This is a genomic window from Chitinophaga sp. MM2321, assembly GCF_964033635.1.
In the GTDB taxonomy this organism is placed as follows: domain Bacteria; phylum Bacteroidota; class Bacteroidia; order Chitinophagales; family Chitinophagaceae; genus Chitinophaga.
The window spans coordinates 953,531-976,949 of record NZ_OZ035533.1; the positions used below are offsets into that span (position 1 = coordinate 953,531).

Consider the following 23,419-nt stretch of genomic DNA (forward strand, 5'->3'; position numbering starts at 1 on the left):
TGCGCGTTTATTTCACATGCCTGTTGCTGTTATGCTGTCGCCTCGTTATGGGCCAGTCTTTAGCCGAGCTGGAAAGACAGCTGGATTCGCTGTTGCGTAAACAGGAAAAAAGTGAGGTAGTGGTTGGCCTGGGGTATGGAAACAATCCCGCTTATGGCAATAAAACCCCCAACTACGAACAACCGATCCTACTAAAAGCATTTATCTCCCCATCGTTATCATGGTATCATAAAAGTGGCTTCTATGGCGGTATCAGCGGTTATTATCTTTTTAATGCAGATAGTAATCCCTGGTTTGAATATGATCTTACTGCCGGTTACGACTATACGAAAAACAAAAACATCCTTACAGGTATATCCTATACGCGGTACTTCTTTGCTGATTCAACGGATGTACCGGGCACGCCGATTAAAAATGAATTATTTGCTTATTTCTACTACCGCAAATGGTGGCTACAACCCGGTGTCAGCCTGGATTACGGCTGGGGAAAGGAGTTGTGGCGGGGTAAGCTGCGGGAGCAAACGATACAGGGGCGTGATTTTAATCTGATTGCCGCCGTCCGGCATCCCTTTATATTTTACGGCGTGGTCAATCATCATGATGCCGTGTTATTAACCCCTTCAGCAGGATTAACGATGGGTACAGCCAATTACTTCAGCCAGTTAAAGTCCTTTCAGTACATCATGCGGTCGCCTAAACTGAAAAGAGAACATCACATGGGTGAAGGGATGGGTTTTACTGATCATACCAATTTTGAGCCCCGCGCGCTTGATTTTACCTTCAACTTATCTTATCTCATCGGAAAATTTACAGCTTCCCCTTCTTTTACGGTATTTAAACCATTTACCGGGCCTGACTTACATGTGATGAGTTATTTCACAGCCCGCGTGGGCTATGGTTTCTGATTCCTTTAACAAATAGCACGGAATTTGTATTTAATGGGCGGAGTCATAAGTAGGGGTTTTGCCACGCTCAGACGTCTATATTTTAACCATAACTATTAAAAAAAGTTTATGAAGAAACTATTTTTTGCCGTTGCAGTACTGATGATGACTGCGGCTGTTACCTCTGTTCAGGCACAAGGTAAGTTGTTGCGCTTTGGTGTAAAAGGTGGTGCGAACCTCGGGAAACTGGATGGTTCGGGCTTCCAGGATGGTTTTAAACTGGGGTATCACCTGGGTGCTTTTGCACAGGTAAACCTGGTAAAGGGTTTTGGTGTACAGGGAGAACTGGTGTTTTCCTCTACTAAAACAAAAACCACGGATCAATTCAGTGACATCTACAAAGATGTAAGCACCTCCGACAACCGTAAAGAAGTAAACCTGAATTACCTCAGCATTCCTTTGCTGGCAAATATCGACCTGGGAAGTCCCCGCATTAAATTGCAGGTAGGGCCTCAGTTTGGTGCAATGGTCAGTGATAAGAAGGTATTTGGCGCTGCCAATGAGGCTTTCAAAGGCGGTGAAATTTCCGGTGTGGCCGGTTTATGGTTACAACTGCCTATCGTTAACGTCAGTGCCCGTTATATTATTGGCTTTAATGATGTGAAAGGGTTGAACGACGTTACCTCCACCAGCAACTGGAAAAACCAGAGCATTCAGTTAGGTGTTGGGGTTACTTTATAAAGAAGCTCAAAAAAGAAAATCAGAAAGTACGAATGACGGCCGTCATTCGTACTTTTTTTTGCACTGCCATCAAGTCACTTGGCACCAAACTTGACAATGTAGGTATACATAAAAAAACGAGGACTTGCGCAGCTTTGTCTGCCAGAATGTCCTCCGAGGCTTTAAATATCTCAGATGAACAGATTTTATTTAGGAAATTCGGAAGATGAAATGGAGTTCATGCCTATTATCCCTTTGAATGAAGATGGGGAAGGTCAGGAGGATGAAAAGATTCCCGATGAGCTGGCATTATTACCATTACGAAATACAGTATTATTCCCTGGCGTTGTTATACCCATAACGGTAGGCCGGGACAAATCCATAAAGGCGGTAAATGATGCGTACAAAACTGACAAAATGATCGGGGTTGTAGCGCAGAAAGACAGTACGATTGAAGATCCCAACGTAGCGGATCTGAGTGAAGTGGGCACGGTGGCACGTATTGTAAAGCTGATAAAAATGCCGGATGGCGGCACTACTATCATCATCCAGGGCCGCAAACGCTTTAAAATAGAGGAGATCGTTACAGAAGATCCGTATTTCAAAGCGAAGATTACCGTTTTACACGATGAGATAGCGGAAGATGACTCTGAATTTGAAGCATACATTTCCTCTATAAAGGACCTGGCTGCCCAGATCATTGAGTTGTCGCCCAACCTGCCATCGGAGGCCAGCATCATCCTGAAAAATATTGAAAATGCTTCTTTCCTGGTGCATTTCGTTTCTTCCAACCTTAATTCTGACCTGAAAGAAAAACAGCAATTGCTGGAAATCAACAACCTGCGCACACGTGCGGAGCTGTTGATGCAACTGCTGCAAACAGAATTGCAGTTGGCAGAGCTGAAACATAAGATCACGAATAAAACCAAGGCGGACCTCGACAAGCAACAGCGGGATTATTTCCTGCAACAGCAGATGAAGTCCATCAAGGAAGAACTGGGCGGTGATGCCAATGACCGGGAGATCAAGGAAATGAAGCGCAAGGCGGAAGAAAAGAAGTGGCCGGCCACGGCTGCAGAAGCTTTTGCCAAAGGTATTGAGAAACTGGAGCGTATGCATCCCAGCACGCCTGATTACAGCGTGGTGTACAACCACCTGGACCTCTTGCTGGACCTGCCCTGGAACGACTACACGACCGATAGCTACGACCTGAAAAAGGCCAAGAAGATACTGGATCATGACCATTACGGCATGGATAAGATCAAGGAAAGAATCCTGGAATACCTGGCGGTGCTGAAACTGAAAGGCGACATGAAGTCACCTATCCTGTGTTTTGTAGGCCCTCCGGGTATCGGTAAAACGTCCCTGGGACGCTCTATAGCCAACGCAGTGGGTCGTAAGTATGTACGACTAAGCCTGGGTGGATTGCATGACGAGAGTGAGATCAGGGGCCACCGTAAAACCTATATCGGCGCCATGCCGGGCAGGGTGGTACAATCTATCCGCAAGATCAAATCCTCTAACCCGGTGATGATCCTGGATGAAATTGATAAAATAGGTAATGACCTGCGTGGAGATCCGAGTTCCGCTTTACTGGAAGTACTGGACCCTGAACAGAACAGCGCCTTTTATGATAACTATCTGGAGCTGGAATATGACCTGAGCAAAGTGTTATTCATTGCTACCGCAAACAATATCAATGCTATTCACCCTGCACTGCGCGACAGGCTGGAGATCATTGACCTGAGCGGTTATTCTATCGAAGAAAAGACAGAGATCGCGAAGCGTCACCTGCTGCCGAAACAGAAGGAAGCGCATGGTTTGAAAAATACTAAATTTCGTATAGGCAATCCCGTTATAGAGCATATCATTGCTGATTATACGAGGGAAAGCGGTGTGCGTGAGCTGGACAGACAGTTTGCTTCCATCATGCGTAACCTGGCCAAACAGGTGGCAATGGATCGTCCACTGCCGGAAACTATCACGGATGCTACGATTGAAAAGATCCTGGGCAAGCCGCGTTATTCCAACGAGATCTATAAAGTGGGTAACCCGCCGGGCGTGGCTGTTGGCCTTGCCTGGACTTATGTGGGCGGTGATATCCTGTTTATTGAAAGTAGTCTGAGCGAAGGTAAAGGCGATCTGAAACTGACGGGCAACCTCGGTAATGTGATGAAGGAATCTGCCGTTACGGCACTCAGCTATCTGCATGCACACGCTACAGAACTGAAGCTGGACCCTAAGTTGTTTACAACAAAAAGTGTGCATGTACACGTACCGGAAGGCGCCGTACCGAAAGATGGTCCGAGTGCAGGTATTACCATGCTCACGGCCCTGGCATCCATATTCACCGGTCGTAAAGTAAAGTCCTATCTGGCGATGACAGGAGAGATCACCTTACGCGGACAGGTATTGCCGGTAGGTGGTATCAAGGAAAAAATACTGGCAGCCAAAAGGGCAGGCATCCGGGAAGTGATCCTTTGTTGGCAAAATGAAAAGGATATTAAGGAAATTAATCCCGCCTATATCAAAGGGATGAAGTTTCATTATGTGAAGCAAATGAACCAGGTACTGGAAATTGCGTTATTGAAGCGATAATAAATATTTAGGGATTTTTTGATTTACGAATTTAGGGATTTGAAATGCAGCGGAGATCTAATTGATAATCTCTGCTGCATTTCAAATCCCTAAATTCGTAAATCAAAAAATCTCTAAATATTTTTAATCCTGTAGTTGCCTTTTATACAACTGAATCGTGTTTTCCAGGCCGAAATAAATGGCGTCTGCCACGAGTGCGTGGCCAATGGAAACTTCTTTCAGTTGGGGGATATGTAATTTGAAGAAGCGCAGGTTTTCGAGATTGAGATCATGGCCTGCGTTTAGTTCCAGTCCCAAAGCGGTGGCTTCGCGGGCAGTATCTTTATAATCGTTGAATACCTGAAGATTTTGCAACTGGGTACGTGCTTTCGTATATTCTTCTGCGTAAGGACCGGTATAGAGTTCAATACGGTCTGCACCTGCACTTTTAGCGCCTGCTACTTTATCAACTTCTGCATTGAGGAAGATGGAAACCCGTATGCCGGCTTTCTTTAGTGTGGAGATAACGTCTTTTAACTGTGACTGGTATTTGATGGTATCCCAGCCTGTATTGGAGGTGATAGCATCAGGAGGATCGGGAACGAGCGTACATTGATGCGGCCCTACTTCCAATACGAGATCCATAAATTCCTGGGAAGGATAACCTTCTATATTAAATTCTGTAGTAACAAGGGGTTTCAGATCTCTTACGTCCTGGTAGCGGATATGCCGTTCATCCGGACGGGGGTGAACTGTTATGCCATCCGCGCCGAAACGCTCACAATCCTGTGCTATTTTCAGAATGTCCGGGAGATTGCCGCCACGTGCGTTTCGCAGGGTAGCAAACTTGTTGATGTTTACACTCAGCTTCGTCATGCTGCAAAAATACTGTAAAATATTTAGGGATTTATTGATTTACGAATTTAGGAATTTGAAATGCAGCGAAGATATATGCGAATATATCCGCTGCATTTCAAATTCCTAAATTCGTAAATCAATAAATCCCTAAATATTATCTAGTATCTGTAGTAATCAGGCTTGAACGGTCCTTCTACCGGAATACCGAGGTAAGTAGACTGAGCAGGAGACAGTACATCCAGTTCCACACCTACTTTTTTCAGGTGTAAACGGGCTACTTTTTCATCCAGGTGCTTAGGCAGCACGTATACTTCATTCTTGTAGTTACCGGCATTCAGCCAGAGTTCCAGCTGCGCCAGTACCTGGTTGGTGAAAGAGTTACTCATCACGAAAGATGGGTGACCGGTAGCGCAACCCAGGTTTACCAGGCGGCCTTCAGCCAGCAGGATGATGTCTTTACCGTCGATGGTATATTTATCTACCTGTGGTTTGATTTCTACTTTGGTTTTACCGTAGTTATTGTTCAACCAGGCAACATCGATTTCGATATCAAAGTGACCGATGTTACAAACGATCGCTTTGTCTTTCATGGCTTTGAAATGTTCGCCGGTAATGATATCGCGGCAACCGGTAGTGGTTACGATGATATCAGCTTCTTTAACCGCATCTACCATTTTCTTTACTTCATAACCTTCCATTGCAGCCTGTAAAGCGCAGATGGGGTCAATTTCAGTAACGATTACACGGGCGCCGGCACCTCTCAGTGATTCTGCAGAACCTTTACCTACATCACCAAAACCAGCAATAACAGCTACTTTACCAGCGATCATTACATCAGTAGCACGGCGGATCGCATCTACGCAGGATTCGCGGCAACCATATTTGTTATCAAATTTGGATTTGGTAACAGAATCGTTGATGTTGATAGCAGGCATTGGCAAGGTGCCGTTCTTCATACGCTCGTATAAGCGGTGAACACCGGTAGTGGTTTCTTCACTTAATCCTTTGATGTGCTGGATCAGCTCAGGGTATTTGTCCAGTACCATGTTGGTGAGGTCACCACCATCGTCCAGGATCATGTTCAGCGGACGGTCAGCACCGCCGAAGAACAGGGTTTGCTCTATACACCAGTCAAAGTCTGGTTCATTCAGACCTTTCCAGGCAAATACAGGAACGCCTGCAGCAGCGATAGCAGCAGCAGCGTGATCCTGTGTAGAGAAGATATTGCAGGAGCTCCAGCGTACCTCAGCACCGAGGTGTACCAGGGTTTCTATTAATACAGCAGTTTGTATGGTCATATGCAGACAGCCCGCTATGCGCGCTCCCTGAAGAGGTTTAGTGTCGCCATATTCTGTCCGCAGTGACATCAGTCCGGGCATTTCAGCTTCGGCCAATTCTATCTCCTTACGGCCCCAGGCCGCGAGGGACATATCTTTTACCTTATAGGCAAGGCTAAAGTCAATGTTTGATTTCGCAATTGTAGACATCAATATAATTTTTGTGCAAATCTAGGGTTATTTTAACTTTTTACATAATAGCAGGCCCGAATCCTGCTGAGCAGACCCCTAATTTTTTGTTAATCATCTTCCCGGGGCCATTAATTTTCTCACATATAAATAAATTTGATTTAATATAAATATTATTATAGATTTGCTAATTAAAATATATAATTTTATATTTAATTGTTTACTGGTACTTCCCAGGTAAAAGCATATATTTTAATATTTAAATCGTAGAGAGCACCCGGCGTGCAGCTTAAAGCACTTACCACGACTCCTACTAATTGCCGGCAGCAGGTTTTTCAGATTTTATCAGCAAAGATGAATGTATTATCAGAATGAGGTTGCCGGGAGAGCCAATTGTAGTAAGGCATATAGGGATTTACAAAGGACTGTTTTTCACATTTTTGACTAAAAATCTATATGTATAAATAGAAATTTACACGCTTATATGTTAGTCCTGTCCTATCCTAAGAAATTAACGATGCAAAGCATGCGTCGTGTCATATCCGTGTATCTGAAATGCATGGCCCTCCTGATGGCCTTCATACTGGCTGGTATTGACCTCCAGGCGCAGACCCGCACCATCAACCCTACCGGCGGCACTACCGCGGCTAATGGACTACGGATTGAGTTTGACGCAGCAACCGGCGCCTACCAGATATTCCGCCTCGGCAAAACAGAAACATATAACAACTTAGTGACCGGAGAAAAAGGGGTTAAAGAAACCGTGATATTCAAGTACGTTGCTGACGCCAGTGTAGATGAATGGGATCTTAACAGCAATATTTGTGAAGTATCTGAAGTGCTTGGGAAAGGATCAGCAGCCAGCCCTTACCGGGTCAATATTCTCAGTAAATTAAAGGACAAATACAATAAGGACATTAATATCATCAGGACTTACAGTTACGTTTACCCCAATAATTATTTTACAATAGATTACGCATTCACCGGTGAAACGCCAGGATATAACGTACTGCTGTATTTATCGGAACACGCGGTAATGCAGCAGGATGTGAATTTTGTTTATGACTGGAGTAACGATTACTATGCTGGCCCTGCCAGTGCAGCTTCCTATGGACAATTGCTGCCAACCAGCACAGAGCCAAATCTTGTAGGCATCTACCGGACGAACGGCTTGATGGGCCTCCCCGGGCCATTTAGTCACGCATTTGCAGCTACAGATAAATTCAGTTCCTATTCTATCAGGGAACCTGAGCTATCGCCCGCAAAGAATCTTTTACAAACAAATTCCTGTCCTCTGGGGGGCGGGAACGGAGGTTTTCCTGATCCGGCTATTGACAGGGGAATAGCGGTGCAAGTCACCATAAATAATAAACCCAGTGGCAAGGCTATCGGTACACGCGTACTGGTAGGATATGGGAGCGATGCCACCTTTACTGATTACGATGCCGCCAGGACTGCCATGAATTTAAACCCGGTAAGTACAAACAGTACAGCCGTTAACGTAGAATTTGTTGCAGATACTACTGCTGATAATGAGGGGAATGCCGGTAATACCCATGCTCCGACCAGTCTGAAATTAAAAGTATCGGGCGGTATCCTCACTGTTCCTACGTATGTAAATGTGAAGCTGGCAGCGCCACTAACCGGCGAAACAAATGTAGCAGTAGAAGGTACAGACTTTACCTATGATAAAGGGTTTATGATCCCTGCCGGGAACTATACCACGGCAAAGGAAATCACACTGGATAATATCACCATCATCGGGAATGATGTGCTGCAATACAACAGGCACATGACTTTCCAGCTGGAGAATACCTGCAATGACCTGGTAAAACTGGGTACAAAAACGAGCGGCACCTATATCATTACGGATGATGAAGACCGTACACTACGACTGATTTACCCGGCCACCACCCTGAATGAAGGCGATCAGATTACTGCTAAAGTGAGTCTGCCCGGTACCACTACCACCGTTTCTGAAGATACATGGGTAAACCTTTCCATCGTTGCTGGCAATACTGCATTGCCCGGCGGCGTGGATTTTACCATTCCTGTCAAGGTATTGATCCCTGCATCCGGACATGATGCAGATATTATAATTCAGGCAGCTACGGATAAGGTCCTGGAGAGTTCTGAAAAATTCAAAATGCAGGTAAATGCGGATGTGATGGGGCAAGCCCAAACCATTCAGACGGCATTACTGCAGGAAATCACGATCACGGATGATACGCGGAATCATGCAGCAAACACGGTGCTGGCGCTTACTACTACACCAGCTGATGCATCGCTGAAGTTCAGGGAAGGATTTGACGGTTTACTGAATGTTAACCTGCCAACAGGTGTGACCACTGATCTGCCGATCACTGTAACACTGGCCAGGTCCGGTACTGCGGTTAGCGGCACCGATTACGATGCATTGCCCGCTACGCTTACCTTTACAGGCAATGGCACCAATACTGCATTGACGCTGATTGATGATAATCGTATAGAAGGAGATGAAACGATTATCCTTACGCCAACTGTGAGTGATGGTACAGCTACTGTTTTTACAACAGTAACACCTGCTACCACTATTACTATTGAAGATGCGCAATTACCGCTTACGGCACCTATCCTTTTACAACTTTCAAAAAATGAAATAGACGAAGGCGGTGTTGACATTGCAAAATTGAAGGCAGTGTTGCCGGCAGGTCTGCAAACGGATATAGACTTACAGATTGACCTGACGCCCGATGTTACTTCCACAGCAGGTATTGGCAGTTATACCGGGTTACCGGCATCCCTTACGATTGTAAGTGGACAAACAGCTTCCGCAGAAGCAAGTATATCTGCCACCAACCTGGTGCTGGATGATGACCGTTTCCTGATCATTAACGGTAGTTCTACAAATCCCGATATCCTCGTAGGAACCGGGGTGAGATTAGATATTCATGATCAAACAGCTGCAAGTCTTAAAGTTGTTACCCTGACACCGGTGAAAGCTGTACTGGATGAAGGGGAGGATACTAAATTTAAATTATCATTACCAGTGGGTGTCAGTTCCGCAAAGAATATTGCTGTCACCCTCGTGAGAACAGCGGTCGGTTCAGAAGCCGGCACCAGTGATTATAGTTTGCTGCAAACAGTGGTGACCTTACCGGCCAATACCGTGGGTGAGTTTACACCAACAGCAGATGCTATCCACATCGAAAGTGATATGGTCATTGAAAAAGATGAGCAACTGATTATGGGAGGAACCGCAACGGGATATACCATAACGGGTGCCACGCTTACGCTTAATGACCTGACGAGACAGAATACAAGTAACACTGCATTAACCATCAGTGCACCTGTATTGAATCCGGATGAAGGTACCAGTAGTACAATCACTGTTAGTTTACCCGATGGCATAACAACTGAAATTCCTATTACGGTAACATTGCCGCAAACAACAGGTACGGCCATACGTAGTACGGATTATCAGCTGCCGGCTTCGGTAACAATAGCAGCTACAGCATCCACTGCTACAGCATTGTTGGAAATTACAGATGACCTGCTGGTAGAAGGAGAGGAAGCCTTCACGCTCACGCCGGCAGTTCAGCCAGACGGTCTTTCTACAGCATATACCATTACCCCGGCAACACTTGATTTTACGATCAATGATCTGCAATTCCCGATTCCGGCAGCAACGCCCATTATCCTTAGCAGCTCCGTTAGTAGTATCCAGGAGGGCAACCTTACCGGCGCTACGCTTACCGCTACTTTACCTAACGGTTGGAAAGCAGGGATCCCTATTGTAGTGAATTTGTCGAGAAACGCCGGCTCCACAGCTGCTGTAACACGGCATACCGCCCTACCGGTGAGTATCACGATTCCTGTCAACAGTAAAGTGGGTACCAACTCAACTGCTATAACTGCGTACAATAATCTTATCCTGGATGATAATGGCACCATCATTATAGATGGCAATACAGGAGATGCTGACTATCCTGCCAGCAGTACCACCATCAACATTACAGACAATACCACCAATAATTCCGGCGCCAGGGTCATGACCCTTACACCAGATGCAACCCTCATACAGGAAGGTCAGAAGCTGAAGGTAACTGTTACGGTACCTTATGCTTCCGCTATACCGGTAACGGTTCAATTGAATGTGGACAATACTTCTGAAGCAAGTGTAGCAACAGGAGATTATGCTGTGTTAAACAGCAGCCTGATACTTCCGGCACTGGCAACAACTGCCACTTTTGATGTTATACAGACAGCAACAGATGATGTACTGGAAAAAAATGAGACACTGATCCTGACGGCTACCGCTACCGGCTATACGGTAAATAGCCCCTTGAACCTGAAGATTGAGGATTTGACAAGGACGGATGTGAATAACCTGAAAGTAAGTCTTTCATTATCTAAACCGCTGCCATTGACAGAAGGGGACGACGATGTGCTGACGATTAGTCTGCCTGCCGGTGTAACCACAGAAGTGCCGGTAATTGTACAGTTGCCACAAACAGCAGGTACTGCTGAAACAGGATTGGATTATACCCTGGCAACGACTGCTACTATTGCCAGTGGCAACAGTATTACAACTGCATTAACGATTAACACCGATAATTTTACAGAAGGACCGGAAGACTTTACCATCACCGCTACCGGTAATGATGGTATCAGTAGTTATATCAGTACTGCATTTAAAATAGATGTGAGTGATGATCCAACCCAGTATCCATTACCGGGCCCGATTGTGATCACGAGTACACTGGCTGCGATTGATGAAAACGGCGCGGGTACTATCCTGGGCGTGCAGTTACCAAATAATTTGCAGGCTGGTCATAATATTACAGTACACATCAGCAAGGATGCTGCACTTTCTACAGCGATTGATATAGATCACAATACTTTACCATCTCCCTTTGATATCACAATTAATAAAGGAGCTAAAACAGGTACCACCGCCTTTACATTCAAAGCACTGGCAGACCTGGTATTGGAAGATGACGAAGAAGTGTTCTTCACCGGAACTGCTGACGATGCTTCCATGTTAGTAACCAGTAAAAAAATCACGATCCAGGATAAAACACATGATGATCCAACTACAGGATTTATCCACGTTACTGCGGTAACAGCCGGTACACATGTAGCAGAAGGGGATGTATACAATGCCAAGGTATCACTGGCGCCGGGTGTAACTTCCAGCAAAGCGATTACGATCAGCTTGTCACTCAGTACCCAATCAAAAGCTGTACTCACGGATATTACCGGCCTGCCCACAGAAGTAACGATACCCGCCGGTTCGTTGGATATACCTTTCTCATTCACCGCAAAAACAGATTTGATCCTTGAAAATGCAGAGCTGTTACGCATTGTAGCGATGCCAAAAAACTATGCCGGCATGAAAGGCGATAGCCTGGATGTAACAATAGATGATGCTACCCGCCTGGATGTGAATAATCTGAAAGTAAGTCTTTCATTATCGAAACCATTGCCGCTGACAGAAGGCGACGACGATGTGCTGACGATTAGTCTGCCTGCTGGTATAACCACCGAAGTACCGGTTATTGTACAGCTGCCACAAACAGTGGGTACAGCTGAAGCAACACTGGATTATACCCTGGCAACAACTGCTACTATTTCCAGTGGCAACAGTATTACAACTGCATTAAGTATTAATACCGATAATTTTACAGAAGGACCGGAAGACTTTACCATTGCGGCTACCGGTAGTGATGGGATCAGTAGTTATACCAGTACCGCATTTAAAATAGATGTGAGTGATGATCCAACCCAGTATCCTTTACCGGGCCCGATTGTGATCACAAGTACATTGGACGCGATTGACGAAAACGGCACGGGTACTATCCTGGGCGTGCAGTTGCCAAATAATTTGCAGGCTGGTCATAATATTACCGTGCATATCAGCAAGGATGCTGCACTTTCAACAGCGATTGGTATAGATCATAATACTTTACCATCTCCCTTTGATATCACAATTAATAAAGGAGCTAAAACAGGTACCACCGCCTTTACATTCAAAGCATTGACAGACCTGGTATTAGAAGACGACGAAGAAGTATTCTTCACCGGAACTGCTGACGATGCTTCGATGTTAGTAACCGGTAAAACAATTACGATCCAGGATAAAACGCATGATGATCCAACTACAGGATTTATCCACGTTACCGCGGTAACAGCCGGTACACATGTAGCAGAAGGGGATGTATACAATGCCAAGGTATCACTGGCGCCGGGTGTAACATCCAGCAAAGCGATTACGATCACCTTGTCACTCAGCACCCAATCAAAGGCTGCGCTCACGGATATTACCGGCTTGCCAACGGAAGTAACGATACCCGCCGGTTCGTTGGATATACCTTTCTCATTCACTGCAAAAACAGATCTGATCCTCGAAAATGCAGAGCTGTTGCGTATTGTAGCGATGCCAAAAAATTATGCTGGCATGAAAGGCGATAGCCTGGATGTAACGATAGATGACGCTACCCGCCTGGATGCGAATAATCTGAAAGTAAGTCTTTCATTATCGAAACCATTGCCGTTGACAGAAGGCGACAACGATGTGCTGACGATTAGTCTGCCTGCCGGTGTAACCACCGAAGTACCGGTTATTGTACAGTTGCCACAAACAGTGGGTACTGCTGAAGCAACACTGGATTATACCCTGGCAACGACTGCTACTATTACCAGCGGCAACAGTATTACAACTGCATTAAGTATTAACACCGATAATTTTACAGAAGGACCGGAAGACTTTACCATCGCAGCTACCGGTAATGATGGTATCAGTAGTTATACCAGTACCGCATTTAAAATAGATGTGAGTGATGATCCTACCCAGTATCCATTACCGGGCCCGATTGTGATCACAAGTACATTGGACGCGATTGATGAAAACGGCACGGGTACTATCCTGGGTGTGCAGTTGCCCAATAATTTGCAAGCCGGTCATAATATTACAGTACACATCAGCAAGGATGCTGCACTTTCAACAGCGATTGGTATAGATCATAATACTTTACCATCTCCCTTTGATATCACAATTAATAAAGGAGCTAAAACAGGTACTACTGCCTTTGCATTCAAAGCACTGACAGACCTGGTATTGGAAGATGATGAAGAAGTGTTCTTCACCGGAACTGCCGACGATGCTTCCATGTTGGTAACCGGTAAAAAGATTACGATCCAGGATAAAACGCATGATGATCCAACTACAGGATTTATCCACGTTACTGCGATAACAGCCGGTACACATGTAGCGGAAGGGGATGTATACAATGCCAAGGTATCGCTGGCGCCGGGTGTAACATCCAGCAAAGCAATCACGATCAGCTTGTCACTCAGCACTCAATCAAAAGCTGCGCTCACGGATATTACCGGTTTGCCCACAGAAGTAACGATACCAGCCGGTTCGTTGGATATACCTTTCTCATTCACCGCAAAAACAGACCTGATCCTTGAAAATGCAGAGCTGTTGCGTATCGTAGCGATGCCAAAAAACTATGCTGGTATGAAAGGCGATAGCCTGGATATAACGATAGATGACGCTACCCGCCTGGATGCGAATAACCTGAAAGTAAGTCTTTCGCTGTCGAAACCATTACCACTGACAGAAGGCGACAACGATGTGCTGACGGTTAGTCTGCCTGCCGGTGTAACCACAGAAGTACCGGTAATAGTACAGCTGCCACAAACAGTAGGTACTGCTGAAAGAGGATTGGATTATACCCTGGCAACGATTGCTACTATTACCAGCGGCAACAGTATTACAACTGCATTAAGTATTAACACCGATAATTTTACAGAAGGACCGGAAGACTTTACCATCGCAGCTACGGGTAATGATGGTATCAGTAGTTATACCAGTACAGCATTTAAAATAGATGTGAGTGATGATCCAACCCAGTATCCATTACCGGGCCCGATTGTGATCACAAGTACATTGGACGCGATTGATGAAAACGGCGCGGGTACTATCCTGGGTGTGCAGTTACCAAATAATTTGCAGGCCGGTCATAATATTACAGTACACATCAGCAAGGATGCTGCACTTTCAACAGCGATTGGTATAGATCACAATACTTTACCATCTCCCTTTGATATCACAATTAATAAAGGAGCTAAAACAGGTACTACTGCTTTTACATTCAAAGCATTGACAGACCTGGTATTGGAAGATGATGAAGAAGTATTCTTCACCGGAACTGCTGACGATGCCTCCATGTTAGTAACCGGTAAAAAAATCACGATCCAGGATAAAACGCATGATGATCCAACTACAGGATTTATCCACGTTACTGCAGTAACAGCCGGTACACATGTAGCAGAAGGGGATGTATATAACGCGAAAGTATCGCTGGCACCGGGTGTAACATCCAGTAAAGCGATCACGATCAGCTTGTCACTCAGCACCCAATCAAAAGCTGTACTCACGGATATTACCGGTTTGCCCACAGAAGTAACGATACCAGCCGGTTCGTTGGATATACCTTTCTCGTTCACGGCAAAAACAGATCTGATCCTTGAAAATGCAGAGCTGTTGCGCATCGTAGCCACACCTAAAAACTTTGCAGGTCTGAAAGGTGATAGCTTGGATGTAACAATAGATGACGCTACCCGCCTGGATGCGAATAACCTGAAAATGGAGATGCATATTGATTCCGCTTCTATCCGGGAAGGCAATAAAACAGCGGTTATCATCGGATTTGTCAACAATCAGATTGTTTCTTCGGAAGATATTATTATTGACCTCAATAGGGATGCCGCATCTACAGCGGATGCAGCAGATTACAGCGGATTACCTGCACAGGTAATCCTGCCCGCCCTGCAACATAGTAAAGCATATGAGTTGCAGGTGATTAATGACAACATGCTGGAAGGGGATGAAGAAGTACAGTTTGCTCCGCAACTGGTTACAGCAGGATATACTTTCAACAAACCGGCTGCCCTCCTTATTCCTGAAACGGGTGATATGTCGGTGCAGCTGCTGAAAGTGAATGATGCCGCAGAACCTGCCATCCATGGGGCTTATCAGATCAAGTTGTCTGGCAATAATACCGCCGCAGCAGATGTTAAAGTGGTGTTTTATGTAAGCAGTATTACCGGTATGACCAACGTGGCACCGGTACAGGCATCAGCGGTTATTGCAGCGGGCGAAAGTAGTGTATCCGTTCCCGTTAATGTGATAGATAACCAGGTGATTGAAGGAGATGAACAAATAGGGGTATCCCTGATGCTGGCGCAGATGAAACGTTTCAGCAAAAACATCGCGTTTGATGTGAATGATATGGATACCGTGAAAATGACTATTCACGATGATGAAAGTGATGCGACCGGCGCTAATGCCACCAGGCGTGAAATGCTGGTAGAGAAAACCGCAGATGCCTCCGAACCTGCTGTGCCAGGCGCTTTCAGGATACGCTTTACGGATACGCAGTTATCAGCGGTGAAAGATGTAACCGTAAACTATACAGTAGCAGGAAATGCGGTAGCGGATACCCGTTACAAAAAACTGAGTGGTGCAGTCACCATTCCGGCGGGTCTGCATTATGCCGATATCAAGGTAGATCCTATTGATAACAGCATAATAGAAGGAGATGAAAATGTGCAGGTACAACTGCAAACTATTACCGCCAATATACCTGGTGTAACCTGGCCTATCTCATCACAGGCGGCTGCAGATGTAATTATTCATGATAATGATACACTGGTGGTGGAAATTTCCAGCACAGTCACCACAGCTGCTGAAGGTGAAGCGGTGCAGTTCACCATCAAATCGGTGAATAGTACAACGCATGATATGCCTATCCGGATACAAATTGACCAGGATGCCGCCAGAACCTTTACTACCACCGGTGCTACCGCTGCTGGTAACATCATTACGCTCACTTATGCTGCCATGCAAACGCAGCAAACTTTCACCATCAAGACGGTGGATAATGATGTGAATGATGATGATGGGTTTATTAAAGCTACTATCCTGCCTTACAATGGCGATAATAGTACACCTGTTTATAAAGCGGGTGCTGTAGCGGAGTCCAACGTGATCATTACGGATAATGATCCGCTTACACTGTCGTTTACCGCAGATAAATTCAGTGTGAAAGAAGGTAATGCAGGAGAGAACACGCCACTCAACTTCCTGGTAAAAATGAACAGGCAGAGTTCCCGGCCGGTTACCATCAACTTTGATTTTGAGGAATCAACAGAAGGTGTCAGCTTCCCTTATATGGACTTCAAAGCCACACCGGGCGTTGATTTTGGTAACACCGTTAAACAGGCAGTTATACCGGCTTATCAGTCTGATGGTAAAATCGCGGTGAATATTATCGGAGATGTTGCCTTTGAACAGCATGAAACGTTTATCCTGAAAATGCTTTCTGCTACCGTTCCTTCCGGCCAGCATCTACCGGTAATAGGTATGCCCGACCATGCAACCGGTGTTATTCTCAATGATGACGAGATGTGTCGGAAATGTGATACAGATGGCGATGGACTTACCGATGAACAGGAAGATATCAACGATAACGGCGATCCGTTTGATGATGATACGGATGGCGATGGTATTCCGAATTTCCTGGACCTGGATTCTGATGGAGACGGTGTACCGGATTCAGTAGAAAGATTTACAACAGACAACCGTCAAATAGACGCTAACAATAACAAGATCCGTGTACATCCGGCCATTTCGCCCAACAATGACGGGCAGGGTAATGATGCGATGTTTATTGAGAACATTGAAAAGTATCCGAAAAATGAAGTCGTGATATTTAACCGTTGGGGTGGCACCATTTTTAAACTAAATAATTACGATAATAAGTCCAATAATTTCAGAGGTCGTTCCAATGCCGGTGGTAATGTGGGTAATGATGTTCCGGATGGTTCTTACTTCTATAATATACAGATTTGGATAAATGGTAAAGCAGAGCGGTACACCGGATTTATTGTGATAAAACGGTAATGGTTATACGAAAGTATAAACAGCAATTAAGAAAGATGATTTTGAAAAATGTTTAAGCTGATACCTATGAATAAGCGTCCTATGAAAGCTTTAGGGGTTATTGTATTATGCTGGTGCTGCTGTCTGCAGCTGCAGGCGCAGCAGGAGCCACTGTACTCACAATATATGTTCAATGGCATGATTATCAATCCTGCTTATCCATCTATGGATGAGTCATCGAGTCTTACCGCTGTAGGCCGTAACCAGTGGGTAGGTGTGGATGGAGCGCCTAAAACTGCCACTGCTTCTTTTTATACGCCGTTGAAAGCTACCAATACAAGTCTCGGTGTTTCACTGATGAACGAAAAGATTACGGTGAACTCGCAGACAGCTGTCAACTTCAACATCTCGCAACGGGTAAAGCTGAACGAAAAAATTTACCTGGCTATGGGGATAAAGGGTGGGATGTCGCAATTCCGGGAGGATAATAGTTCGTTGTCAACCACCGATCCCGCTTTTGCACATGACCAGAGTTATTGGAGAACCGATGTGGGGTTTGGCTTCATGTTGTTTACAGATCGTTTTTTTATCGGTCTGTCATCTCCTACTTTCAAAAGCTTTGACCTGGGTAGCAGTGTGAATAAAGTGGTGGTGCAATCGCATTATTATGTGCAGACAGGGTACCTGATCAATATTAATGACGATGTAAAACTGAAACCGAATGTGTTGTTGCGTGCTGTGAAAGGAACCGGTTTTCAGTATGACCTGAATGCCAATATCCTCCTGAAAAACCTGATATGGTTGGGCGCTTCCTGGCGTTCGGAGAAAACGCTTACCGGGTTGGTACAGATCCAGGCCAGCAAAAGTTTGCAAATAGGCTATTCGTATGATACACCGATGCAATCGAATCTGAAGGGTGCGCAAACCGTATCGCATGAATTGATGGTCAACTACCGTTTTTCCTGGTCTAAATGGAAAGTGGTAGCGCCACGTTATTTCTAAATTAAAACTATGAAAACCCAAATCACGGGACATATGCGAGTATATCCATTTAAGTACCTCCTGCTTTTTCTGAGCGTAGTATGCATGTCTGCTTCCTGTTCTTTTGTAAAGGATCATGTGCAGACAGCTTCGTTCGGGAGTATGGCGAAAGTGAAGCGCGCGGAACGTTTGTATAAAAGACAGGAATATGAAAGAGCTATCTTTTTATGTAATGATGTTATCAATAACGGAAGTGAAGAAAAGGTGATGCGCCGCGCCAAATTACAGCTGGCACGCATTTATTATGAAACCAGGCAGTTTGAAAAAACCATCAGCCTGTATGATGAACTGTTATATAAACCTGCTGCTGATATCCTCGTAGCAGATGTTACCAATTATATTGATCTGCTCAAACGTACCGGCAGGGTAGATAAAGCAAAAGAAGTAAGTGAAGTATATAGTAACAACTATAAGAACAATGCCCGCTTCACCAACTTGCAGGAATCGCTGGTAAACTATTATTCCTTTTTTAACCGTGACTCTGTGCAGAACGTGCGGGTAGACAGTTTAAGGCTTAATCTGCCGGGATACCAGTATGGACTGGCATTGTACCGTGATAACATTGTATTCCTTTCCAATGATTTCAGGGATGATGCGCCGCAATCATTTTATACCAATTCCAAGTTGTACATGATTTCGGAAGATGGTATTGAACCTTTCAGCAATAGTTTGCGTGGCGTGTTGCAGGTAGGTCCCGCTTCTTTTTTTGATAACGGGCAGAAGGTGATCTACACTTCCAACAGGTTTGCAGATGTTAAAAATGAAAAGAATTCCTACATCAATTATAATAATGGTACCCAGTTGTTGTCGGCTGTTTATCAGCCTGACCATAATACCTGGAGTAAACCTACGCCGGTAAAGCTGGGCAAAAATGTAACCTATTCTTTCCTGCATCCATCCGTTGCGCCGAATGGGAAACGTTTGTACTTTGCATCCGATATGCCTGGTGGTCAGGGTGGTACAGACATCTATTACGCTGACTGGGACAAAACGGAGAAACGGTGGAAAGCACCGGTGAACATGGGCCCTACGGTCAATACAAACGGAAATGAATTGTATCCGTTTGTAGTGGGCGACAAACTATTCTTTTCTTCGAATGGGTTGCAGGGCTTTGGTGGACTGGATATATTCATGATCAATATCAAAAAGCAGGAAGAAGGAACGATACATTTACCCTATCCCGTAAATACGCAGTTTGATGATCTGAATCCCGTGCTGGATGTGTCCAGGCAGTTATTATACTTTACATCAGATCGTTCCGGTGTGCATGATAATGACCATATCTATGTTTTAAACCTGAAAAAGAATCCTTTGAAACAACTGGACCTGCCTTATCCCGGTAAACCAGTAGATGATGATAAAGTACCTTATACTATGAATCAGGCGGATACCCGTCAACAGCTGACTTTAGTGGGAGATAAAAAGTATGATAGCCTGCTTCCGGCAAAAACGGAGGTGGCTATATCTGTTGCCAAACCCGCAGTTAATATGGCCGTTGCCGTTAGTGGGGAACCTGTTATCAACAATAATCCGGAAGATATCCCCGATAGTTCACCTGAAATCATTCCCTGGCAAAATGCCGGCAATAATGCAGTTGCAAAACAACCCGTTACTGCGGTAGTTGCTGATACAGCACCGGCGCATGCGGTACAAACTATCAGCAGCCATCCGGATCTTTTGCGGTGGCAGCAGGAAGGGAAAGGGACTGTTTTGCCTGGCAAAAATCAGGATAGTAGTGATATTATTATCCGGCAGCAGTCGAACGTAAACGCATATACGTCAAAACAGGATAGCGGTCAGCAGGCTGTTGGTTCACTGTGGCGTGTACCCGGCGTCATTTATTTTGATCTGAACTCTTATATACCGCAGGATCAGGAATGGTATAAGCTGGATTCTATCTTCCATTTATGGAAAGCCAATCCGCACCGGTTGATTATAGTCAATGGCCATACAGATACTATCGGTACAGAAAAGTATAACCTGGCTTTATCGAAGAACCGCGCTGTATACATACAGCAATGCCTGCTGAGCAGGGGAGTGGACCCAGACAGGATCAGGATCAATTATTTCGGTTCCACGCGGCCGGTACTGGTAACAAGAAACTTCAATGTGGTAGCGGATCGGGAGCTTTTTATAGAAATGCAGGGTGTGAACCGCAGGTGTGAGATTAAACTACAATAGGAATTATTTTTTGCGTATATCAAATTAACAAAATGAACAAAATTGCTTCACTTATGCTAATGCTGGCGATAGGCACACAAGCCTTCGCACAGGAGATGCCTGTCGTGTTCAACAAAAGTATGAGTACTCCCAAAAACCAGTACCGGAAGCTGGCGATTGCAGAGAACAATACGATTGTTGCTATCGGCGGTGGATTTGATAATGGGTGTATCACCAAATTATCTGCCACAGGAGATCTTATTTATAATGCCCGGTTGAATAAAGGGGGACTGGTTGCTTACCAGGATCTGCTGTTATTACCGAAGAATGAACTGATAGCTGTTGGTGGCGGTACTATTGCCTATGGTAATGCACGTATTACCAGGCTGTCTTCCACCGGGGCGGTAGTATTTGATAAGAGTATCGGAAATGGCCAGGGTGGCTATTTTACAAAGATCATTACCGACCGTCATGGTAACTATATTACCGTGGGAGTAGATGGCAGCAAACCTGCCCAGGCGCGCATCACAAAAATGACGCCCGATGGTAAAATTACATTTGATAAAGGATTCGGTGCACATAATGTGTTCACGAATGTGCTGATCGATGAAGATGAAAACATCATTGCTGTAGGTGGCGATGTTGGTGATGGTCAGGGTAAAGCATATATCGTGAAAGTAGATGGTAAGGGAGAAAAACAATTTGAGCTTTCTTTTGGGAAGCCCGGCGCTACCTTCGAAAGAATGTTGCTGCTGGAAGACGGTGCTGTACTGGCTATGGGCGGTGGCGCCTATGGTACCGGCAACGCCAGCCGCATTGCCAAAGTGAATGCAGAAGGACAGGTGGTATTCGATAAGGAATACAGCACTGTAGATGGTAAATTTAATGCGATAAAGGTGAATGACCTGGGTCAGATCTTCGCCTGCGCGGAAGAAAAAGATAAAGGGCGTATCGTTAAGTTGCGTCCTGACGGAACAGAACTATTCAATAAAGAAGTGGACGCCGCGCTTTATGCGCTGGAAGTTGGAAGGAACGGTATCGTAGTTGCTGCCGGCGGTAACGTTGGCAACAATACCGGCAAAATTGTAAAATTATTACCGGATGGCACTGAAGTGGTGAATAAGAATGTAGGATCTGTTTTCCAGCATCTGTTGCTCACAGAGGACGATGAAATGTGTATGGTGACCAAAGATGGTTATCGTCTCATTAAACTAACTCCTGATGGCGAAATGATGTTTGATAAACAACTTGGGAAGTACGATGCAAAAACGACCCTTGCTGCTTTGCTGATGAGTCCTTCCGGAGAAATCCTGGCGGCTGGCGGCGGAGAGGAAGATGGTAACCGTATTATCAAAATCAGTCACGGTGTATCTATCAATGATATTGCTGTTTCTGAGCCGCTCAACGGCTTATCCAATGCCACTCTTACCATTACCTTGTCGGGGTTTTTAAGAAACAACGGGATACGTACACCGGTGAATGTGCACTATAAAACGATACCACGTAAAGGGGGTGCCGGACCGGCTGATTTTGACATAACAGAAGGAACGATTTCTTTTGTGCCCTCTGAATTTGCAGCTGGTGCTATTATCTCCAAAACTATCCAGGTACCGGTAAAAAGCGATAACCTGTTGGAAGGTAAAGAGGCTTTCCATGTAGAAGTACTGGACGCATCAGCATTATACCTGACTAAAGCAAAAGGAGAGGTAACGATCCTGGATCAACCGGCGATGGTGAAATTTATTGGGGGCACCAATGGTGCAGAACCTGCTACTGATGTGGTTTTTTCTGCCGGATTATTTAAGAGAGATAATACGCCGCTGATCAACGCTACCGCCAAACCGGTACGCCTTACCTATAAATTTGGTAATGGTACCGCTTTGCCGGGTGCAGACTTTGTAAGCAGCATTAAAGCGCCTTTTGTGATCGATAGTGGAGCCACTACTGCCAGTCTTGCAGTAAAGGTAAAGGATGATAACCGCTTTGAACTGGCGGAAACCGTGGTACTGGTATTGAGTGAGATCAAAGCAGATAATGAAGCAGTGGTGGGCTACAATGGAGATGTAGCTTCTATTTCCGCTTCCCAGCATATCCAGGATCAGGCGGCATATATTACCCTGGTAAGGCTCACAGATGCCAACGAATCGGCTACTGCGCCGGTGAGCATGTTTAAATGTATCCTCGTGAAAGCGGCAGATCAGTCTGTACAAACAAACTGTACTGGCAGTGATATCAATGTTTTCTTTGGAGTAGATTCGTCCAGCACAGCCACTTATGGTAAGGACTACGTGATCATGAATGGTGACATGGTGAAAATTACAGGCGACTGTGCTTTCAGTGAAACCGATATCCAGGTGGCATTGGTGAATGACCGTGTCAAGGAACCGGATGCATTGGTATCTGTGAAGCTGCGCGACGTTACTGCCGCTGCTAATGCAGGAACATTGAGTATTTCACCTGAACTGAAACTGAACAAGGCCGTTGCAGTCATCCACGATGATGATAATGATGAGGGAACTGTGTTAACGGCTAAATAACCACAGCTTGGATCACTAACCGATATACGCGCTTCAGGCACACCTGCATTCCCGCATAGTTATTATGCGGGAATTTTTTTAATAGAGTAGTAAGCAGCATCTTTTATATTATAATATATAAAGATGCTGCTTATTTAAAATCAATTCAATCCAAACAGTGATTATTTCTCGTAGGTATTATAGTTGAATAACTTTTTTATGAATTAATATTCATAAAGATGATCATCAAAAGAGTTGTGTCTT

9 protein-coding genes are annotated in these 23,419 nt (G+C 45.0%); 7 read left to right on the plus strand and 2 right to left on the minus strand.

Features of this window, described 5'->3' with window-relative positions:
- Window positions 1-47 precede the first annotated feature (47 nt).
- The 3 genes from ABQ275_RS03605 (at window position 48) to lon (ending at window position 4,202) form a co-directional block, all read left to right on the plus strand.
- Window positions 48-905, plus strand: coding sequence for a hypothetical protein (locus ABQ275_RS03605; RefSeq protein ID WP_349316904.1), 858 nt, complete (start codon window positions 48-50; stop codon window positions 903-905).
- Window positions 906-1,013: 108 nt separating this feature from the next.
- Window positions 1,014-1,625 (plus strand): porin family protein, encoded by a 612-nt coding sequence (locus tag ABQ275_RS03610; protein ID WP_349316905.1) that lies wholly within the window; start codon window positions 1,014-1,016, stop codon window positions 1,623-1,625.
- A 174-nt stretch (window positions 1,626-1,799) separates the two neighbouring features.
- Window positions 1,800-4,202 carry an endopeptidase La gene (gene lon / locus ABQ275_RS03615; protein ID WP_349316906.1) on the plus strand — a complete coding sequence of 801 codons (2,403 nt, stop codon included), beginning with the start codon at window positions 1,800-1,802 and terminating at the stop codon, window positions 4,200-4,202.
- A 123-nt stretch (window positions 4,203-4,325) separates the two neighbouring features.
- On the opposite strand, the gene ABQ275_RS03620 is transcribed toward lon, so the two are convergent.
- Window positions 4,326-5,057, minus strand: a complete 732-nt coding sequence (locus ABQ275_RS03620) for a pyridoxine 5'-phosphate synthase (RefSeq protein WP_349316907.1) — start codon at window positions 5,055-5,057, stop codon at window positions 4,326-4,328.
- A 140-nt stretch (window positions 5,058-5,197) separates the two neighbouring features.
- Window positions 5,198-6,526, minus strand: a complete 1,329-nt coding sequence (ahcY, locus tag ABQ275_RS03625) for an adenosylhomocysteinase (RefSeq protein ID WP_349316908.1) — start codon at window positions 6,524-6,526, stop codon at window positions 5,198-5,200.
- Window positions 6,527-7,031: 505 nt separating this feature from the next.
- Between ahcY and ABQ275_RS03630 the strand changes: the two genes are divergently transcribed.
- From ABQ275_RS03630 to ABQ275_RS03645, 4 genes are all read left to right on the plus strand, one after another.
- On the plus strand, window positions 7,032-17,459 hold the full coding sequence (locus tag ABQ275_RS03630; RefSeq protein WP_349316909.1) for a Calx-beta domain-containing protein: 10,428 nt from the start codon (window positions 7,032-7,034) through the stop codon (window positions 17,457-17,459).
- A 66-nt stretch (window positions 17,460-17,525) separates the two neighbouring features.
- The gene (locus ABQ275_RS03635) at window positions 17,526-18,440 is read left to right on the plus strand and encodes a type IX secretion system membrane protein PorP/SprF (protein WP_349316910.1); all 915 of its coding nucleotides are present in this window, start codon (window positions 17,526-17,528) and stop codon (window positions 18,438-18,440) included.
- Between the two features lie 33 nt (window positions 18,441-18,473).
- Window positions 18,474-20,660: an OmpA family protein gene (locus tag ABQ275_RS03640; RefSeq protein ID WP_349316911.1), complete on the plus strand. Its 2,187-nt coding sequence runs from the start codon at window positions 18,474-18,476 to the stop codon at window positions 20,658-20,660.
- A gap of 32 nt (window positions 20,661-20,692) precedes the next feature.
- Complete coding sequence (locus tag ABQ275_RS03645) at window positions 20,693-23,176, plus strand: Calx-beta domain-containing protein (RefSeq protein ID WP_349316912.1); 2,484 nt, start codon at window positions 20,693-20,695, stop codon at window positions 23,174-23,176.
- Window positions 23,177-23,419: the final 243 nt, after the last annotated feature.

Coding starts and splice junctions, on each gene's coding strand:
- ABQ275_RS03635 (WP_349316910.1), top strand. CDS start 17,526: ATGAATAAGCGTCCTATGAAAGCTTTAGGGGTTATTGTATTATGCTGG.
- lon (WP_349316906.1), top strand. CDS start 1,800: ATGAACAGATTTTATTTAGGAAATTCGGAAGATGAAATGGAGTTCATG.
- ABQ275_RS03620 (WP_349316907.1), bottom strand. CDS start 5,057: ATGACGAAGCTGAGTGTAAACATCAACAAGTTTGCTACCCTGCGAAAC.
- ABQ275_RS03605 (WP_349316904.1), top strand. CDS start 48: ATGGGCCAGTCTTTAGCCGAGCTGGAAAGACAGCTGGATTCGCTGTTG.
- ABQ275_RS03645 (WP_349316912.1), top strand. CDS start 20,693: ATGAACAAAATTGCTTCACTTATGCTAATGCTGGCGATAGGCACACAA.
- ABQ275_RS03640 (WP_349316911.1), top strand. CDS start 18,474: ATGCGAGTATATCCATTTAAGTACCTCCTGCTTTTTCTGAGCGTAGTA.
- ABQ275_RS03610 (WP_349316905.1), top strand. CDS start 1,014: ATGAAGAAACTATTTTTTGCCGTTGCAGTACTGATGATGACTGCGGCT.
- ABQ275_RS03630 (WP_349316909.1), top strand. CDS start 7,032: ATGCGTCGTGTCATATCCGTGTATCTGAAATGCATGGCCCTCCTGATG.
- ahcY (WP_349316908.1), bottom strand. CDS start 6,526: ATGTCTACAATTGCGAAATCAAACATTGACTTTAGCCTTGCCTATAAG.